Annotated in this window: 11 protein-coding genes and 1 pseudogene; 7 read left to right on the plus strand and 5 right to left on the minus strand. The window is 56.6% G+C overall.

Going from position 1 to position 14,718, the window contains the following annotated elements:
• Positions 1-71: 71 nt before the first annotated feature.
• The 5 genes from AB5Y70_RS07505 to AB5Y70_RS07525 all read left to right on the plus strand — a co-directional run bounded on the left by AB5Y70_RS07505 (position 72) and on the right by AB5Y70_RS07525 (position 6,988).
• Positions 72-1,159, plus strand: a protein-coding gene (locus tag AB5Y70_RS07505) for an IS3-like element ISKpn10 family transposase (RefSeq protein ID WP_099368947.1) whose coding sequence is annotated in 2 segments (ribosomal slippage) — positions 72-324 and positions 324-1,159 — 1,089 coding nt in all. Because the reading frame shifts where the segments join, the coding sequence is not laid out codon by codon here.
• Positions 1,160-1,498: 339 nt separating this feature from the next.
• On the plus strand, positions 1,499-2,755 hold the full coding sequence (locus tag AB5Y70_RS07510; protein ID WP_368175980.1) for a hypothetical protein: 1,257 nt from the start codon (positions 1,499-1,501) through the stop codon (positions 2,753-2,755).
• Positions 2,752-3,360, plus strand: coding sequence for a hypothetical protein (locus tag AB5Y70_RS07515; RefSeq protein ID WP_368175981.1), 609 nt, complete (start codon positions 2,752-2,754; stop codon positions 3,358-3,360). The genes AB5Y70_RS07510 and AB5Y70_RS07515 overlap by 4 nt, the downstream gene beginning before the upstream one ends.
• The gene (locus AB5Y70_RS07520; RefSeq protein WP_005330554.1) at positions 3,357-6,119 is read left to right on the plus strand and encodes a hypothetical protein; all 2,763 of its coding nucleotides are present in this window, start codon (positions 3,357-3,359) and stop codon (positions 6,117-6,119) included. Before AB5Y70_RS07515 ends, AB5Y70_RS07520 begins: the two co-directional genes overlap by 4 nt.
• Positions 6,116-6,988: a hypothetical protein gene (locus tag AB5Y70_RS07525; RefSeq protein ID WP_021140990.1), complete on the plus strand. Its 873-nt coding sequence runs from the start codon at positions 6,116-6,118 to the stop codon at positions 6,986-6,988. Before AB5Y70_RS07520 ends, AB5Y70_RS07525 begins: the two co-directional genes overlap by 4 nt.
• Before the next feature lie 510 nt (positions 6,989-7,498).
• Here AB5Y70_RS07525 and AB5Y70_RS07530 read toward each other — a convergent pair.
• The 5 genes and pseudogenes from AB5Y70_RS07530 to galE all read right to left on the minus strand — a co-directional run.
• Positions 7,499-7,627 (minus strand): annotated as a pseudogene (locus AB5Y70_RS07530) (IS1595 family transposase); the annotation flags it as partial.
• A 58-nt stretch (positions 7,628-7,685) separates the two neighbouring features.
• A complete protein-coding gene (gene pykF, locus AB5Y70_RS07535) occupies positions 7,686-9,098 on the minus strand; it encodes a pyruvate kinase PykF (protein ID WP_139737419.1) in 1,413 nt (470 codons plus the stop codon).
• 20 nt (positions 9,099-9,118) lie between these two features.
• Complete coding sequence (gene galK, locus AB5Y70_RS07540; RefSeq protein ID WP_021141162.1) at positions 9,119-10,267, minus strand: galactokinase; 1,149 nt, start codon at positions 10,265-10,267, stop codon at positions 9,119-9,121.
• Entirely contained in the window at positions 10,264-11,322 is a 1,059-nt protein-coding gene (locus tag AB5Y70_RS07545) for a UDP-glucose--hexose-1-phosphate uridylyltransferase (RefSeq protein ID WP_021141161.1), read from the minus strand. The genes galK and AB5Y70_RS07545 overlap by 4 nt, the downstream gene beginning before the upstream one ends.
• 60 nt (positions 11,323-11,382) lie before the next feature.
• Positions 11,383-12,396 carry a UDP-glucose 4-epimerase GalE gene (gene galE / locus AB5Y70_RS07550; RefSeq protein ID WP_021141160.1) on the minus strand — a complete coding sequence of 338 codons (1,014 nt, stop codon included), beginning with the start codon at positions 12,394-12,396 and terminating at the stop codon, positions 11,383-11,385.
• A 201-nt stretch (positions 12,397-12,597) separates the two neighbouring features.
• On the opposite strand from galE, the gene AB5Y70_RS07555 reads away from it, so the two are divergent.
• Together AB5Y70_RS07555 and AB5Y70_RS07560 are read left to right on the plus strand one after the other, a co-directional pair.
• Positions 12,598-13,605 (plus strand): substrate-binding domain-containing protein, encoded by a 1,008-nt coding sequence (locus AB5Y70_RS07555; protein WP_167826055.1) that lies wholly within the window; start codon positions 12,598-12,600, stop codon positions 13,603-13,605.
• A gap of 124 nt (positions 13,606-13,729) precedes the next feature.
• The gene (locus tag AB5Y70_RS07560; RefSeq protein ID WP_368175982.1) at positions 13,730-14,710 is read left to right on the plus strand and encodes an IS5-like element IS5 family transposase; all 981 of its coding nucleotides are present in this window, start codon (positions 13,730-13,732) and stop codon (positions 14,708-14,710) included.
• The last annotated feature ends 8 nt before the right edge of the window (positions 14,711-14,718 follow it).

Genomic DNA, 14,718 nt, shown 5'->3' on the forward strand with positions numbered 1-14,718 from the left:
GGTAATCCCCCCGAAAAACCAGGGTGCTCATAAGTAGAATTTTCCCGTACCTTGAACGCAGGAGGTTCTACATGAAAACATCACGCTTTAGCGATACCCAGATCATCGCCATCCTCAAACAAGCTGAGGCTGGAGCTCCCGTCCCGGAGCTCTGCCGCGAGCATGGCATCAGCACGACCACCTTCTACAAGTGGCGTTCCAAATTCGGGGGGATGGATGCCTCCCTCATGGCTCGACTCAAGGAGCTGGAGGACGAAAACCGCCGCCTCAAGAAGATGTACGCCGAGGAGCGCCTCAAGGCAGAGATCATCACCGAGGCCATGGCAAAAAAGTGGTAACGCCATCTGCCCGCCGGGAGATGGCGACCAAAGCCGTGACTCACTACGCCATATCCATCCGTCTGGCTTGCCGGATCTTCAAGGTCAGTGAAAGCTGCTATCGCTATCAGCCCGTGCTGGTCGATGAAAACCAGGAAATTGCCGATTGGCTGCTACGTATCACGGCCAGCCAGCGCAACTGGGGCTTCGGGTTATGCTTTTTGTACCTGCGCAACGTCCAAGGCTTTGGCTGGAATCACAAACGGGTATACCGGATCTATCGGGCGCTGGAGCTCAATCTGCGGATAAAACCCAGGAAACGGTTGGTTCGGGCTAAGCCAGAGCCGTTGGCGGTTCCCGACCAGCCTAATCAGTGCTGGTCGATGGACTTTATGCATGACCAGCTCAGCGATGGCCGCTCGGTGCGGCTGTTTAATGTGATCGATGACTTCAATCGTGAAGCGCTGTGCATCGAGGTGGATTTCTCCTTACCCGCCTCACGAGTCAAACGGGCGCTGGAGCAGGTGATCACGTGGCGAGGTAAGCCCGCCATTATCCGATGTGACAATGGCCCGGAATACATCAGCGAAGAGCTCAAGCGATGGGCGAAACAGGAGGGGATAACCCTGGGCTATATCCAGCCAGGAAATCCGCAGCAGAATGCCTACATCGAACGTTTTAACCGCACGGTGCGCTACGACTGGCTGGGCCATTACCTGTTTGAGTCACTGAATGAACTACAGGAGTTTGCCACGAACTGGCTGTGGGTTTATAACCATGAGCGGCCCAATATGGCGCTGGGTGGCTACACGCCGAAACAGCGTCTGGCACAGGCCGCATGACCTCTACTTTTGAATGCCCCTAAAAATGGGGGGATTACCGTTGACTGACCACTACCGTCGAGTATTTTCCATACCGATCATCCATGATCTGCCTGCTGGAGGCGTGATCCAAGCCAACATCCTGGCGGTAGTCCGGCCAACACTCAGCGTTTGAGCATTTGCAGCAATGGCGGTAAGGGAGACCGGAGTCGTCAGATATCTGCTTGAAAAAACGACATGTAGAAGTATCCAGTATTGTTGCCAGCTGGGTTGCTTTCTATGCTCTTGTGGTCAAATGACGCCAGCCGTCCATCGTATGATTCTTTGGACTGGGGCCAAGGGAGCGAACAAGGATACCGAATGGCAAATCCCAAAAGTCTGATATTCCAACTGCATAAACAGTGGGACGTCATCGAAGCATTGGTTCGGGCTTCGCGGGAATGGCCTGCTTTCGATGAGGCGATGGTGCTGAGGCTAATTGGCAAGTCCAGCCGGGGCAGTGACAGCGAGCCTGAGTGTGGAGAAATCTTGCGCAGCCTATGTAGCAGCGATGTCCTGCAGTGGCTTGAGCGAACCGATACCCTGCAGGTCAACCCCTTGGTGCAAGAGTTTGCGCGGGGGCTGTTACGTGAGCATGAGTTAGGGCTTTCTGCCGTGCTCAAGGCGCGTATCGAGGCCATCAAACAAGCGACAGCACAAATACAGGAAGGTTCTGAACCACTCAATCCCGATTATTTGCGTCAGGGCTCAGCCAAGATGTCAGACCTGTTGCGGCAGATCAGTTTGCAATTGGATCAGGATCGCCATGCCATATTGGAGCTGGCCGAACAGGCTAAATCCGCGGATGCAGCCATGCCAATAGCGCAACGTTATCGCTCAGTGCTTGAAGCCTATGACCAGTATGTGGAGCCCATGAACGAGATGATGGACTCCGGGCTTGCGGGCAACTTCTATCCCTTTCTGGAGCAGGCGGAGAGGGCTCTGGATCGGGCTGTAGAGGCCATCACCATACAAGGTGGGCTTTATACCCACCAGTTACAGTTGCGTCAGGTTTCTTATCAAGCCAAGGAGTTGCAGCGGTTGGGAAGATTGGTAGCCCAGCAATGTGCCGCCACCTTGCTGCCGCTGCGTGAAGAGCTGCGCGAGCATAATGGCCTGTCTGCCGCCATCAGCCAGTTGTTGGGGCGTGTGCGCAAACGTGGCCTCACGCGAGCTCTGCCGTTGCGCAATACGAAGGGGGCCTTGCCTGTCTGGCGGCAGGAGCGACCGCGACGCGTTAGTGTAGGCTTCGAGGTCAAGGATTTTATGGCCAGCGCCCTGGCGTACATACCGGAACTCATCCGTTTCCCGACGGAGGTCCCCTTCGACGCCTCACTGGTAGAGCCCATTGATGACGAGACCCTCAAACAACACCTGCAAGAGAGCCTGCCAGTGGAGAACCTGATGCTCTGGTTGCTACAGCATTATGGCGAGCAGCCGGATGCCACCTTGTTGCGACTCTACCACGAACTGGTGCGTGAGCCTCTTTGGCTGGCGAGCCTTCACCCAGATAGCACCACAACGGATTTGCAAGAGGTGCTGGTCAGTTATCACCCCTACAGGATCCAGAGATCATGATTACCTCTATTTCGCATCTGGAGTCGCTCGGTGCCCTGAGTGAGCTGTTTCGCCTGTTCAACAGCGGCAAGCACCTCAACCGGGTGGCGGAGCCTGCCCTGTGGGCCGAGCTGGAGCGGTGTCAGGAAAGCTATCAGGCTATTTTTGCCGCCCTGGGGTTTGAGCTTAAAGTCGAGCCACGTGGCTATGCCTGGTTTCATATCGAGGAGTCCAGCAGCCAAGCCAGCAAGACTAGCAAGCGCCTGGCGTTGTTATGGATGTGCTTGTTTGATACCCAGGCTGATGAGGGCAGACCCTTGTCCCGCTTTACGGAGTGGCGGGTAGACAAGGCCTTGCTGGCCAAGGCTCACGAGCATCATCAGGAGATCCTTGAGGCCGAGGGGTTGGAGCTGGATGGCTTCATCGCGTTGCTGGACAGCGCGGTCAAGCTCGGATTTGCGTTGTCACTTAACGGTTATTGGCAGTTATTGCCGGCGGTCTATCGCTATCTGGAACACTTCGAATCGTTGAGCGCATCTGGCCAAGACGATTCATTCGATGAGCCGCAGGGTGGCGAGGAAGATGAATCGGCAGAGGTGGGTTTGGATGAGGAGGAGGAAGCATGATCCAGTACGGGTTTGAGCGTCTGGTATTGTTGGGCAGTGCCGGGTATCAGAGAGCCGAGTTGCCGCTGGATGCTGCCGTCTCACTCATCGCCCCCAATAACACAGGTAAAACCAGCCTCATCAACGCGCTGCAGTTTTTATTGATCATCGACCAGCGACGCATGGACTTTGGCGCCCACGATCTGGAGAAGTCCAAACGATTCTACTTCCCCAACAACAGCGCCTACATACTGCTGGAAGCCTGTCTGCCAGAAACGGGGACCGTGGTGCTGGGATGTGTCGGCAAGGGGGTTAGCCATGACTATCAGTACTTTGCCTACAAGGGAGCGTTGGATCTGGATGATTATCGGTTGGACGGCGGCGCTCTGGTGGCGGAGCCCCAACTGGTAAACCACCTGGCCACGCGCCAGCGGCTGGTGTTTGTCTACAAGAGTCCCAATGATTTTCGCGATGCCCTGTATGGTGGTCGTCGCAAGCGGGCCGCCAGCGAGCCCGATTTCACCCTCTTTCATCTGGAGCATCAATCGGATGCTGCTGCCTATCGACAGGTCCTCACTCGTACCTTACGGCTGGATAGGCTCACCTCGGCCGATGTCAAAAATTATCTGTTGGAAATCTTCAAACGGGACTTGTCGGATGCGGCCATCGACTTTCGGCAAGAGTGGGAAAAGGCATTTAGCGAGGTCAATAGTGAACGGGCTCAGTATCAGGCGGCGGTCAATCAGTCTGCACGGATCCTGAGCTTGGCCAAACAAGTGCAAGAGCGTTTGACGCTCAGAGGCAAGCTCATCGTCTGGTGCCCACAGATAGAAGAAGACCTCAAGCAGTGGCACTCCTACTATGAGTCCACAGCAGAGGAATTGGCAGCCAAGGTGTTGCAATGCGAGACGGCACAAAAGCAATCGGGGAGCCGTATTCAGGAGCTGAGTGTCGAACGGCTCGTAAAACAGCAGTCCCATACTCAGCTGCTGGCGCTCAATCAGCAGCAAGCGGAGCTGGAGCGTCGGTTTACCCTGCTTTCGGGACGTGAGCAACTTGAAACACAGCTGGCGGCGGTCAAGGAGAATTTGGAGGCTCAGATCACCCTGCTGGGGCAGGTCAAGAGCCGCAGCGTAGAGGACATAAGGCGAGATTTACGTCGGCAACAGCAGTTGTCGATGAGCCTGCATCGGCAGCAGGAGACCTTGACCGACAATCTCTATCGACACATGGCTGATCATCTGAGTGAAGAGGAGTTACTGCGACTAAACCGGGTGCTCCAGGCCGGAGTGATGCAGCTAGGACCGGCAGATTTCGAACTGGATATGCCCCGGTTGAAACAACAGTTGTCACAGACGCCGGGCGAGACGCTGATGCTGGCTGGCCTGCGCATCAACCTTCATCGGTTGCATCCCCAGTTTCAGCAACTCAGTGAAGCCGAGCTGAAGGAGCAGATCAGGGATACCGACAGGCATATCGCCAGTTTGGAGGTGCAGCAGCAAACAGCCGAGCAGCGCCACCAGGCCGAGGCACACAAGCAACGATTAGAGCAGGAGCAGCAACAACTGCGGCAGGAGCTGGCCGACTTCGACACCTGGCAGCATCTATTGGCCCAGAGTGACCAGCGAGCAGAGCAATTGATAGCCCATGAACAAGAGCTGGATAGGCTACAGGCCGAGCTGGCAGCGATTAACCAGCAGCAATTGAGCTTGGTTGATCAACTCAATGCTTTGCGACAAGCGCAGATGCGACTGGATGATGAGCATAACGGCATCGTCACCATGCGTAACCAGCGCGAGGATCAGGGGCCAGAATTCGGTTATCTGGAATCTCTTTCCTACCATCCCTGGCTCGGGGGAGCCACCAGAACGCTGGATACCCTATATACCCGTTTGCAAGAATTCCAGACCGATAGTCGTCAATTGTTGGCGTTGAACAGCGCGTTGCAGCGCGGTTTGCAGGATTTGCACGCTGGCGGACTCACCAAGTATGAACACTGCCCGACTCAGGACGAGGAGTGGAGTCGGATCCTCGATTTCCATCAGATGTTGCCAAAAGAAGCCGAGGCATTGGAGAAGAAGGCCCGCAGTGCCGTGATCAATGTCACCGCCAGCCTGAAACAGCTCAGACAGGGGCTGAATGCTTTTAAGGCGCAGATGCGGGGCTTTAACCGGCTGGTGAGTCAGCGTCAACTGTCCGACCTCAGGGTTTTCAAAATCGAGCCCAGGGATGAAGCACACCTGGTGGAAGCCATCGAAATTCTGCTCGATAAGTCCGCTCAGGTGGAGACGGGGGAGAGCTTCGATCTGTTTAATCAGCAAAGCGTGCTGGATGATGTGCGATTGGATCGCGCCAAACAGACCTTGTTTGATGAGGGCAATGCCCGGCAAGGGCTCCGTGTCGCCGATCTGTTTCGCCTGGAGTTTGTGATAGGTAAGCAGGATCAGCAGGAGGAGTCCTTCACCGAGATAGACAGTGCGGCCTCCAACGGCACCGTATTGATGGCCAAGCTGGTGACCGGGCTGGCCATGCTCCACCTGATGCATCACAAGAACAAGCGCATCCGCACCATCTGTTATCTGGATGAGGCGCTGGCGCTGGATACCCGCAACCAGAAAAATCTGATCGATGTGGCGGCAGAATTCGGTTTTGCCCTGATCTGCGCCTCGCCAGCTCCGTTGACCACGGCACGCTATTGCGTACCTATCCATCACCATGCCGGCAAGAACCATATCAATCGGCAGAGCTGGCTGGTGCTTGCTCCCAAGGAGCGACCATGAGCCGTAGTTTGATCGCCGCCTTGCGCAAATTGCGCCAAGCCCCTGGAGGAGGGCTTGCCAGCTCTCAATTGAGCGAGGGGCAGCGACGTGAGCTGAGCAGCTTTGCCCGCGCTACCGGCAGCATACAGATGCGGCCCGAGGGCAGGGGAGTCGTATTTGAGATAAGGCTGCCCGCCGTGGTGGAACACCAGTGGCGACAACTGGTGCCGATAGAGCAAGCCGAATTGGTCGATGGTCTGCCACGCCGAGCGCGTAACATCGCCGCAACTCGCCGTAGCAAGGGGGCAGATCATGGGCATGAGTTCAGCTATCTGCTGTTAAAGGCCGGTCCCGGTCAGGTGGCGTGGCGAGACGATAAAGACAACCGGCTGGACTTGCGACTGAGCACCGATCAACTGGGCGTCGCCGCTCTGACTGTGCACGCCGACAGCACCTGGTATACCGAACATCCGCTATGGCTTGTGGAAAATCAGGCGCTGTTTGACCAGCTGGACTGGCTACCCTGCGCCCAGCCCGCCAGTGTTGCTTATTACAGTGGCCAATTGCCCAACACATTGTTGGATTGGCTCGCCTTGCGCCAGCGGGCGCCTGCGATCCACTTCTTTCCCGACTACGACGGAGTGGGTCTGCTCAACTTTGCCCGGCTTCGCAGCCGTCTTGGCCACAGCGTGGCCCTGTGGTTGATGCCCGAGTGGCCATCTCGTCTCGAGCGTTTCGGTTGTACCACGCTTTGGCAGGATACCCAGCGCGAATTCAACGCCATGCTGGCACACCCTGCGACAGCCGATTTCGACGTGGAAGTGAAGCAATTGATCCGGTCAATGCAAGCCAGCGGGATGGCGCTGGAGCAGGAAGCCGTGTGGTTGTGAGGAACTGCCCCGTCCGTCTCGCCTGCCTCTTATCTGTCTATTAGTTTGAAAATATCTGCTTGAAAATACGACATGTGCAAAACCCCAGTATCGAAGCGGCTTTGCTCGAACGATATAGTCATCTGGGTTTTAACTGATGACTTGGGAGATAAAGGATGAAGGCGGCGACACGGCATGATTGGCAAGGGTTACAACCATTGCATCGAGATGCGCTCACCCTTCCGCTGAGCCTGCGCTTTCGCGATGAGCAGATGGCCAACATCCGACAGGGATTTATGTACTATGCCTCATAATCTGTTCACCTTGGCGATTACGCACTACCTGATAGGGCTCGCTCCGCTCTTTGCTGAAACATGCATACACACATAAAATATTAGACACGACTGGATTCGGTGAGAGCAGAGATGTCAAGACTGCTATCAACGTCTTGGCATTCAGCGTTTTCAACAGTAAATCTGCGTGGTGGCTTGCAAGCGCCAAGGACCACCATTAATGTGATGCAACCCGCCCGGTTCCATGAGTTCGACCTTGACCACCACGATGTTGTGCCGAATGTGATAGTCCCCGTTGTCCCTCTAAAGAGTCAAGGGAGAAGGTCTCGTCAACCTCAACGATACCTTCTTCCCGTGTGGCTTGATGTCCGGTCATCGCACGCAAAAGCGATGACGCCAGTAGCCTAAAGTTTGCTAGGCAATCGTTACAGAACGTGAACAGAAGCGGTGTTGGTGGTGCCGCTCGGTACCAGAGCACCGGAGACCATCACAACCACGTCACCTTTCAGACCCATGCCGATTTCCAGCGCGGCTTCTTTACCGATGCGATAGAAATCGTCGGTAGAGGCGATGCTGTCAACCACGTGAGCAACCACACCCTTGGTCAGCACCAGCTGGGCAGCAGTTTTCTTGTTGGTGGTGATCGCCAGGATCCAGGCTTTCGGGAAGTACTTGCGAATGGCCTTGGCAGACTTGCCGCCTTCGGTAGCAACCACGATCAGCCGGGCGTCCAGCTTCTCGGAGGTCTCTACGGCGCCTTTACATACGGCTTCGGTGATGCGCAGCTTGTTGCTGTCGTTGGCAGCAGACAGGTTGGACGGCATCACGGCATCGGTACGCTCGCAGATGGTGGCCATGATGGTCACGGCTTCCAGCGGGTACTTACCCTTGGCGGATTCACCGGACAGCATCACTGCGTCGGTACCGTCCAGGATGGCGTTGGCCACGTCACCAGCTTCGGCGCGGGTCGGACGCGGGTTCTTGATCATGGAGTCCAGCATCTGGGTGGCAGTGATAACCACTTTGCGGGCTTTGTTGCACTTGGCGATGATCATCTTCTGGGCGAAGATAACTTCTTCAACCGGGATCTCTACACCCATGTCGCCACGAGCAACCATGATGCCGTCGGAAACAGCCAGGATCTCGTCGAAGTTGTCCAGACCTTCCTGGTTTTCGATCTTGGAGATGATCTGGATGTTCTCGCCACCGTGGGCTTTCAGGTGCTCACGGATTTCCAGAACGTCTTCTTTCTTACGGATGAAAGAAGCAGCAACGAAATCAACGCCTTGCTCGCAACCGAAGATCAGGTCGCGCTTGTCTTTCTCGGCCAGGGCCGGCAGCTTGATGGAGACGCCCGGCAGGTTAACGCCTTTGTTCTCGCCCAGGTCACCGTTGTTCAGCACTTTACAGATAACTTCGCGCTCGGTGATTTCGATGACGTCCAGACCGATCAGGCCGTCATCAACCAGGATGCGGTTGCCGACGCGCAGATCGTTGGCGAAACCTGCATAGGTCACCGCCACTTTGTCTTTGTTGCCAACCACGGTCTGGTCGGTGGTGAAGATGAAAGTCTGGCCAGCGACCAGCGCGACGTCGTTGCCGCCTTCCAGCTTCATGGTACGGATTTCCGGACCCTTGGTGTCCAGCAGGATAGCTGCGTGCTTGCCGGTCTCGGCCATTACAGCGCGCAGGTTGCTGATGCGGCTGCCGTGCTCGGCGTAGTCACCGTGGGAGAAGTTCAGGCGCATGACGTTCATGCCGGCGTCCAGCATTTTGGCCAGCATTTCTTTGGATTCGGTCTTCGGACCGATGGTGCAGACAATTTTGGTCTTTTTCATTTTTGAGTTCCTAGTTTTATTTAATTTCTACAAGCACCATCAGTTGACCGACAAACATAACAATCAGCCTTTAAGCCAGAGACTGTCGGATACTCGGCTTCGACTGCTGCGATCACCTCGGCCACTTTCTCCGGGCGCAGCAGGGCGACCACGCAGCCGCCGAAGCCGCCGCCGGTCATCCGCACTCCGCCATCTGTGCCGATCCTGGCCTTGATGATCTCCACCAGACCGTCGATGGCGGGCACTGTGATCTCGAAGTCATCGCGCATGGCGGCGTGCGACTCGGCCATCAGCTCGCCGAGGCGGGTCAGATCGTGGCTCGCCAGCGCATCGGCGGCCGCCAGGGTGCGGGCGTTTTCACCGACGATGTGGCGGGCACGGCGATAGCAGGCCTCATCCAGCCCGGCTTTGCCCGCTTCCAGTCCGGCCAGATCGAGGTCGCGCAGCGCCTTGACCCCGTAGTGACGGGCGGCCTCTTCGCACTGCTGGCGACGGGTGTTGTATTCGCTGTCCACCAGACCGCGGCGCACATTGGAGTTGACGATCAGCACCGCCAGATCCGCCGGCATGGGGATGAGGCGAGTCTCCAGCGAGCGGCAGTCGAGCAGCAGGGAATGATCGGTTTTGCCGCTGGCGGAGATCATCTGATCCATGATGCCGCAGTTGCAGCCGACGAACTTGTTCTCCGCCTGCTGGCCATTGAGGGCGATCTCGGCCTGACTGATGTCGAGCCCCAGCGCCTCTTTGAAGGCCTGACCGATCGCCACTTCCAGCGAGGCGGAGGAGGAGAGTCCCGCCCCCTGCGGCACGTTGCCGGAGACCACCAGATCGAGGCCGCGCAGGGTATAGCCGCGCTCCTGCAGATATTTCACCACGCCGCGGATGTAGTCGCTCCAGCGCTGGCTGGGGTGGTGCTCGATGGGCTGGTCGAGGTCGAACTGGTCGCGCTGATTGTCGTAGTCGGCGGCGATCACCTGTACTTGCCGGTCATCGCGCAGGCCGATGGCAACGCAGGTCTCGTAGTCGATGGCGCAGGGCAGCACGAAGCCGTCGTTGTAGTCGGTATGTTCACCGATGAGGTTGACGCGGCCGGGGGCGCGCACCAGCAGATCGGGCGCTTTGGCAAATTGCTCGGCAAAAACGGTGCTGACACGTTGGTTGGGGGTCATAGGGCCTCCTCATTGGTGTGGCTGGTCTGGGTGTAGTGAATGGGGCTCAGAGCGCGCAGCCGCTCGGCAGCCTGCTCGGGGGTAAGGTCGCGCTGGGTTTCGGCCAGCATCTCGAAGCCGACCATGAATTTGCGCACGGTGGCGGAACGCAGCAGTGGCGGATAGAAGTGGGCATGCAGTTGCCACGCCTCGGGGCAATCCGATTTGGGCGGTGCAAAGTGCCAGCCCATGGAGTAGGGGAAGCTGCACTCGAACAGATTATCGTAGCGGCTGGTGAGCTCCTTGAGCGCCACTGCCAGATCCTGTTGCTGGGCCTTGGTCAGGTTGAGCATGGAGGGGACGTGCGCCTTGGGCAGCAGCAGGGTTTCGAACGGCCAGGCGGCCCAGAAGGGAACCACGGCGAGCCAGTGCTCGGTCTCCACCACGATGCGCGAGCGATCCGCCAACTCCCGCTCCACATACTCCAGCAGCATGGGGCGGCCATGCTCGGCCAGCCAGTCACGCTGGTGCTGCTCTTCGCGGGCGATCTCGTTGGGCAGGAAGTCGCTGCCCCAGATCTGGCCGTGGGGGTGAGGGTTGGAGCAGCCCATGACTGCCCCTTTGTTTTCAAAGACCTGCACCCACTGCCACTGGGCCGACAGCTCGGCGACCTGATCCATCCAGGTGGTGATCACCCCCTCGATGGCGGGCAGCGGCAGCTCGGGCAGGGTCTTGCCGTGGTCCGGCGAGAAGCAGATGACCCGGCTGGTGCCGCGGGCGGCTTCCAGCTTCAGCAGGGGATCGCTGGCGCTATCGGCGGCCGGGGTATCCTGCATCAGGGCGGCGAAGTCGTTGGTAAAGACAAAAGTGCTCTTGTAGTCGGGGTTGATGTCGCCAGTGACCCGGGTGTTGCCCGCGCAGAGGAAGCAGTCGGGATCGTGGGCTTGCTTGGGGGCCTGACTCACCTTCTCCACCTGTCCCTGCCAGGGGCGTTTGGCCCGGTGGGGGGAGACCAGCACATACTGGCCGGTCAGCGGGTTGAAGCGGCGATGGGGATGATCGACGGGGTTGAACATCATCTCTCCTGAATAATGTATTGAAAAATAAAGTCGTTTATTACCGGGGAGCAGGCAGACCTACTCTTCGTAACCGTTCGGATTGGCGGATTGCCAGCGCCAGCTGTCGGCGCACATAGCGTCTATGTCCCGGGTCGCCTGCCAGCCCAGCTCACGCTGCGCCTTGGCCGGATCGGCCCAGCAGGCGGAGATATCGCCCGGGCGGCGCGGTTCGATGCGAAATGGCAGCGGCTTGCCACAGGCGGCAGAGAAAGCGGTGACCAGCTGCAACACACTCTGGCCCTGGCCGGTGCCCAGGTTGTAGGTGTGTACACCACCCTTGCCGGCGCAGTGTTGCAGTGCCTTGACGTGCCCCTCGGCGAGATCCATCACGTGGATGTAGTCGCGCACGCCGGTGCCGTCCGGCGTGGGGTAATCGTTTCCAAAGACCGACAGGCAGTCGCGACGGCCGATGGCCACCTGGGTGATATAGGGCATCAGATTGTTGGGGATCCCTTGCGGGTCTTCACCCATAGTGCCCGAGTCGTGGGCGCCGACCGGATTGAAGTAGCGCAGCAGGGTCATGCTCCAGTGGGGCTCGGCCAGCTGCAGATCTTCGAGGATCTCCTCGATGAGCAGCTTGGATCGCCCGTAGGGGTTGGTGGCGCAGCGAGGGAAATCCTCGCGGATCGGCAGGCTAGCGGGATCGCCGTAGACGGTGGCCGAGGAGCTGAACACCAGATTGTGCACATTGGCCCGCTTCATCGCCTGCAGCAGGGTGAGGGTGCCGCCGAGGTTGTTTTCGTAGTAATCCAGTGGAATGCGGGTCGATTCACCGACCGCTTTGAGGGCGGCAAAGTGGATCACTGCATCGATCTGTTGCTCGGCGAAGATCCGCTCCAGCAGGGCGGCATCGCGAATATCCCCTTGATAGAACTGGGGTTGCTGGCCGCTGATGGCGGCGACTCGGGCCAGCACGCTGCGCTTGCTGTTGCCGAGGTTGTCGACCACCACGGGATTCATGCCTGCCGCTTGCAGGGCCAGACAGGTGTGGCTGCCGATATATCCGCAACCGCCGGTGACTAGAACATTCATCTTGCTCTCCATATAAAAACATTGGTAACAGTCTAAACGAGAGGCCTCGACGTAAACTGTGAGCTCATCTACAAATCAGTGTAAGCGGTTACACTAATTTAGTGTGAGACTACATTGCAAGATCATTTTTCTCTATTTTTTTCAATTACTTTCAAGGGTATAATAGTGTTTAACTATAATGTGAAAATGAGTGAAAACAGTATGAGTACCATCAAGGACGTCGCTCGGTTAGCCAATGTATCGGTGGCAACGGTCTCACGAGTGATGAACAATTCGCCAAAAGCCAGCGCAGCGTCCCGGGTCGCAGTGCAGAGAGCAATAACTAAGCTTGGTTACACTCCTAATGCAAATGCCAGGGCCCTAGCTAACCAGTGTTGTGATACCTTTGGTGTTGTTGTTGGGGACGTGGCGGATCCCTTCTTTGGGGCATTGGTGAAAGGTGTAGGCACTGTTACTACGGAGCAGGGGCTGCATTTGTTGATGGGAAATGGACGACATACAGCAGACGCTGAACGGGAAGCAATAGAGTTGTTGATTGCTCGCCGTTGTGAAGGGCTTGTTGTACATAGCAAGGCATTATCTGATGACGAATTGCTGCAATATGCTGAGCGCATTCCTGGTTTGGTATTGATTAATCGTTACATTCCAGCTCTTCAGGTGCGTTGTATCGCATTGAATAACCAGCAAGGAACCACGTTAGCCACTCGGCATGTATTGGCGCAGGGACATGTCAAAATTGCTTATCTGGGTTCAAATCGACCTATCGAGGATGCAGAGTCACGCTTGAATGGTTATCGGGATGCATTGATATGCGCAGGGATTGCTCCAAGTGATGAGTTGATTGAATTTGCCCAACCAAATGAAGAAGGGGGGGAGCAGGCGACGCTGAACCTACTCGCCAAAGGAGCAAAGCTTACAGCTATAGTAACCTACAATGATGCTATGGCGGCAGGCGCCCTCTCTGTACTGGCTGATAATGGAGTCAAAGTTCCGGAAGAAGTGTCCGTGATAGGCTTTGATGACATTATCTATGCTCGATATTTGCGTCCTAAACTAACGACTATGCGTTACCCTATTGAGTTGATGGCAGCTCAGGCCACAAGGTTATCACTTGCCTTGATTCGTGGGGAGTCTTCACCCGAGCACTCTCGTATATATACACCACTTCTAATAAATCGTCAGTCAGTCGCTCGTCCTATGTCGGAATGACAACTTGTTAGTTTTCCCCGCGGCATAAGTCAATCATTTTGTGTGCTAATAACTAGGGAAGGTGCGAACAAGTCCCTGATATGAGATCATGTTTGTCATCTGGAGCCATGGAACAGGGTTCATCATGAGTCATCAAATTACCTTCGCCGACAGTGAATTCAGCAGTAGGCGCCGTCAGACCAGAAAAGAGATTTTCTTGTCCCGCATGGAGCAGATCCTGCCATGGCAAAACATGGTGGAAGTCATCGAGCCGTTTTACCCCAAGGCTGGTAATGGCCGGCGACCTTATCCGCTGGAAACCATGCTACGCATTCACTGCATGCAGCATTGGTACAACCTGAGCGATGGCGCGATGGAAGATGCTCTGTACGAAATCGCCTCCATGCGTCTGTTTGCCCGGTTATCCCTGGATAGCGCCTTGCCGGACCGCACCACCATCATGAATTTCCGCCACCTGCTGGAGCAGCATCAACTGGCCCGCCAATTGTTCAAGACCATCAATCGCTGGCTGGCCGAAGCAGGCGTCATGATGACTCAAGGCACCTTGGTCGATGCCACCATCATTGAGGCACCCAGCTCGACCAAGAACAAAGAGCAGCAACGCGATCCGCAGATGCATCAGACCAAGAAAGGCAATCAGTGGCACTTTGGCATGAAGGCCCACATTGGTGTCGATGCCAAGAGTGGCCTGACCCACAGCCTAGTCACCACCGCGGCCAACGAGCATGACCTCAATCAGCTGGGTAATCTGCTGCATGGAGAGGAGCAATTTGTCTCAGCCGATGCCGGCTACCAAGGGGCGCCACAGCGCGAGGAGCTGGCCGAGGTGGATGTGGACTGGCTGATCGCCGAGCGCCCCGGCAAGGTAAGAACCTTGAAACAGCATCCACGCAAGAACAAAACGGCCATCAACATCGAATACATGAAAGCCAGCATCCGGGCCAAGGTGGAGCACCCATTTCGCATCATCAAGCGACAGTTCGGCTTCGTGAAAGCCAGATACAAGGGGTTGCTGAAAAACGATAACCAACTGGCGATGTTATTCACGCTGGCCAACCTGTTTCGGGCGGACCAAATGATACGTCAGTGGGAGAGATCTCACTAAAAACTGGG

Source organism: Aeromonas sp. s1(2024) (genome assembly GCF_040908005.1).
Lineage (GTDB): Bacteria > Pseudomonadota > Gammaproteobacteria > Enterobacterales > Aeromonadaceae > Aeromonas > Aeromonas caviae.

What these genes read in the sequence shown, in the direction of transcription:
- AB5Y70_RS07510 (WP_368175980.1), top strand. Translation starts at nt 1,499, where the DNA reads ATGGCAAATCCCAAAAGTCTGATATTCCAACTGCATAAACAGTGGGAC.
- AB5Y70_RS07515 (WP_368175981.1), top strand. Translation starts at nt 2,752, where the DNA reads ATGATTACCTCTATTTCGCATCTGGAGTCGCTCGGTGCCCTGAGTGAG.
- AB5Y70_RS07520 (WP_005330554.1), top strand. Translation starts at nt 3,357, where the DNA reads ATGATCCAGTACGGGTTTGAGCGTCTGGTATTGTTGGGCAGTGCCGGG.
- AB5Y70_RS07525 (WP_021140990.1), top strand. Translation starts at nt 6,116, where the DNA reads ATGAGCCGTAGTTTGATCGCCGCCTTGCGCAAATTGCGCCAAGCCCCT.
- pykF (WP_139737419.1), bottom strand. Translation starts at nt 9,098, where the DNA reads ATGAAAAAGACCAAAATTGTCTGCACCATCGGTCCGAAGACCGAATCC.
- galK (WP_021141162.1), bottom strand. Translation starts at nt 10,267, where the DNA reads ATGACCCCCAACCAACGTGTCAGCACCGTTTTTGCCGAGCAATTTGCC.
- AB5Y70_RS07545 (WP_021141161.1), bottom strand. Translation starts at nt 11,322, where the DNA reads ATGTTCAACCCCGTCGATCATCCCCATCGCCGCTTCAACCCGCTGACC.
- galE (WP_021141160.1), bottom strand. Translation starts at nt 12,396, where the DNA reads ATGAATGTTCTAGTCACCGGCGGTTGCGGATATATCGGCAGCCACACC.
- AB5Y70_RS07555 (WP_167826055.1), top strand. Translation starts at nt 12,598, where the DNA reads ATGAGTACCATCAAGGACGTCGCTCGGTTAGCCAATGTATCGGTGGCA.
- AB5Y70_RS07560 (WP_368175982.1), top strand. Translation starts at nt 13,730, where the DNA reads ATGAGTCATCAAATTACCTTCGCCGACAGTGAATTCAGCAGTAGGCGC.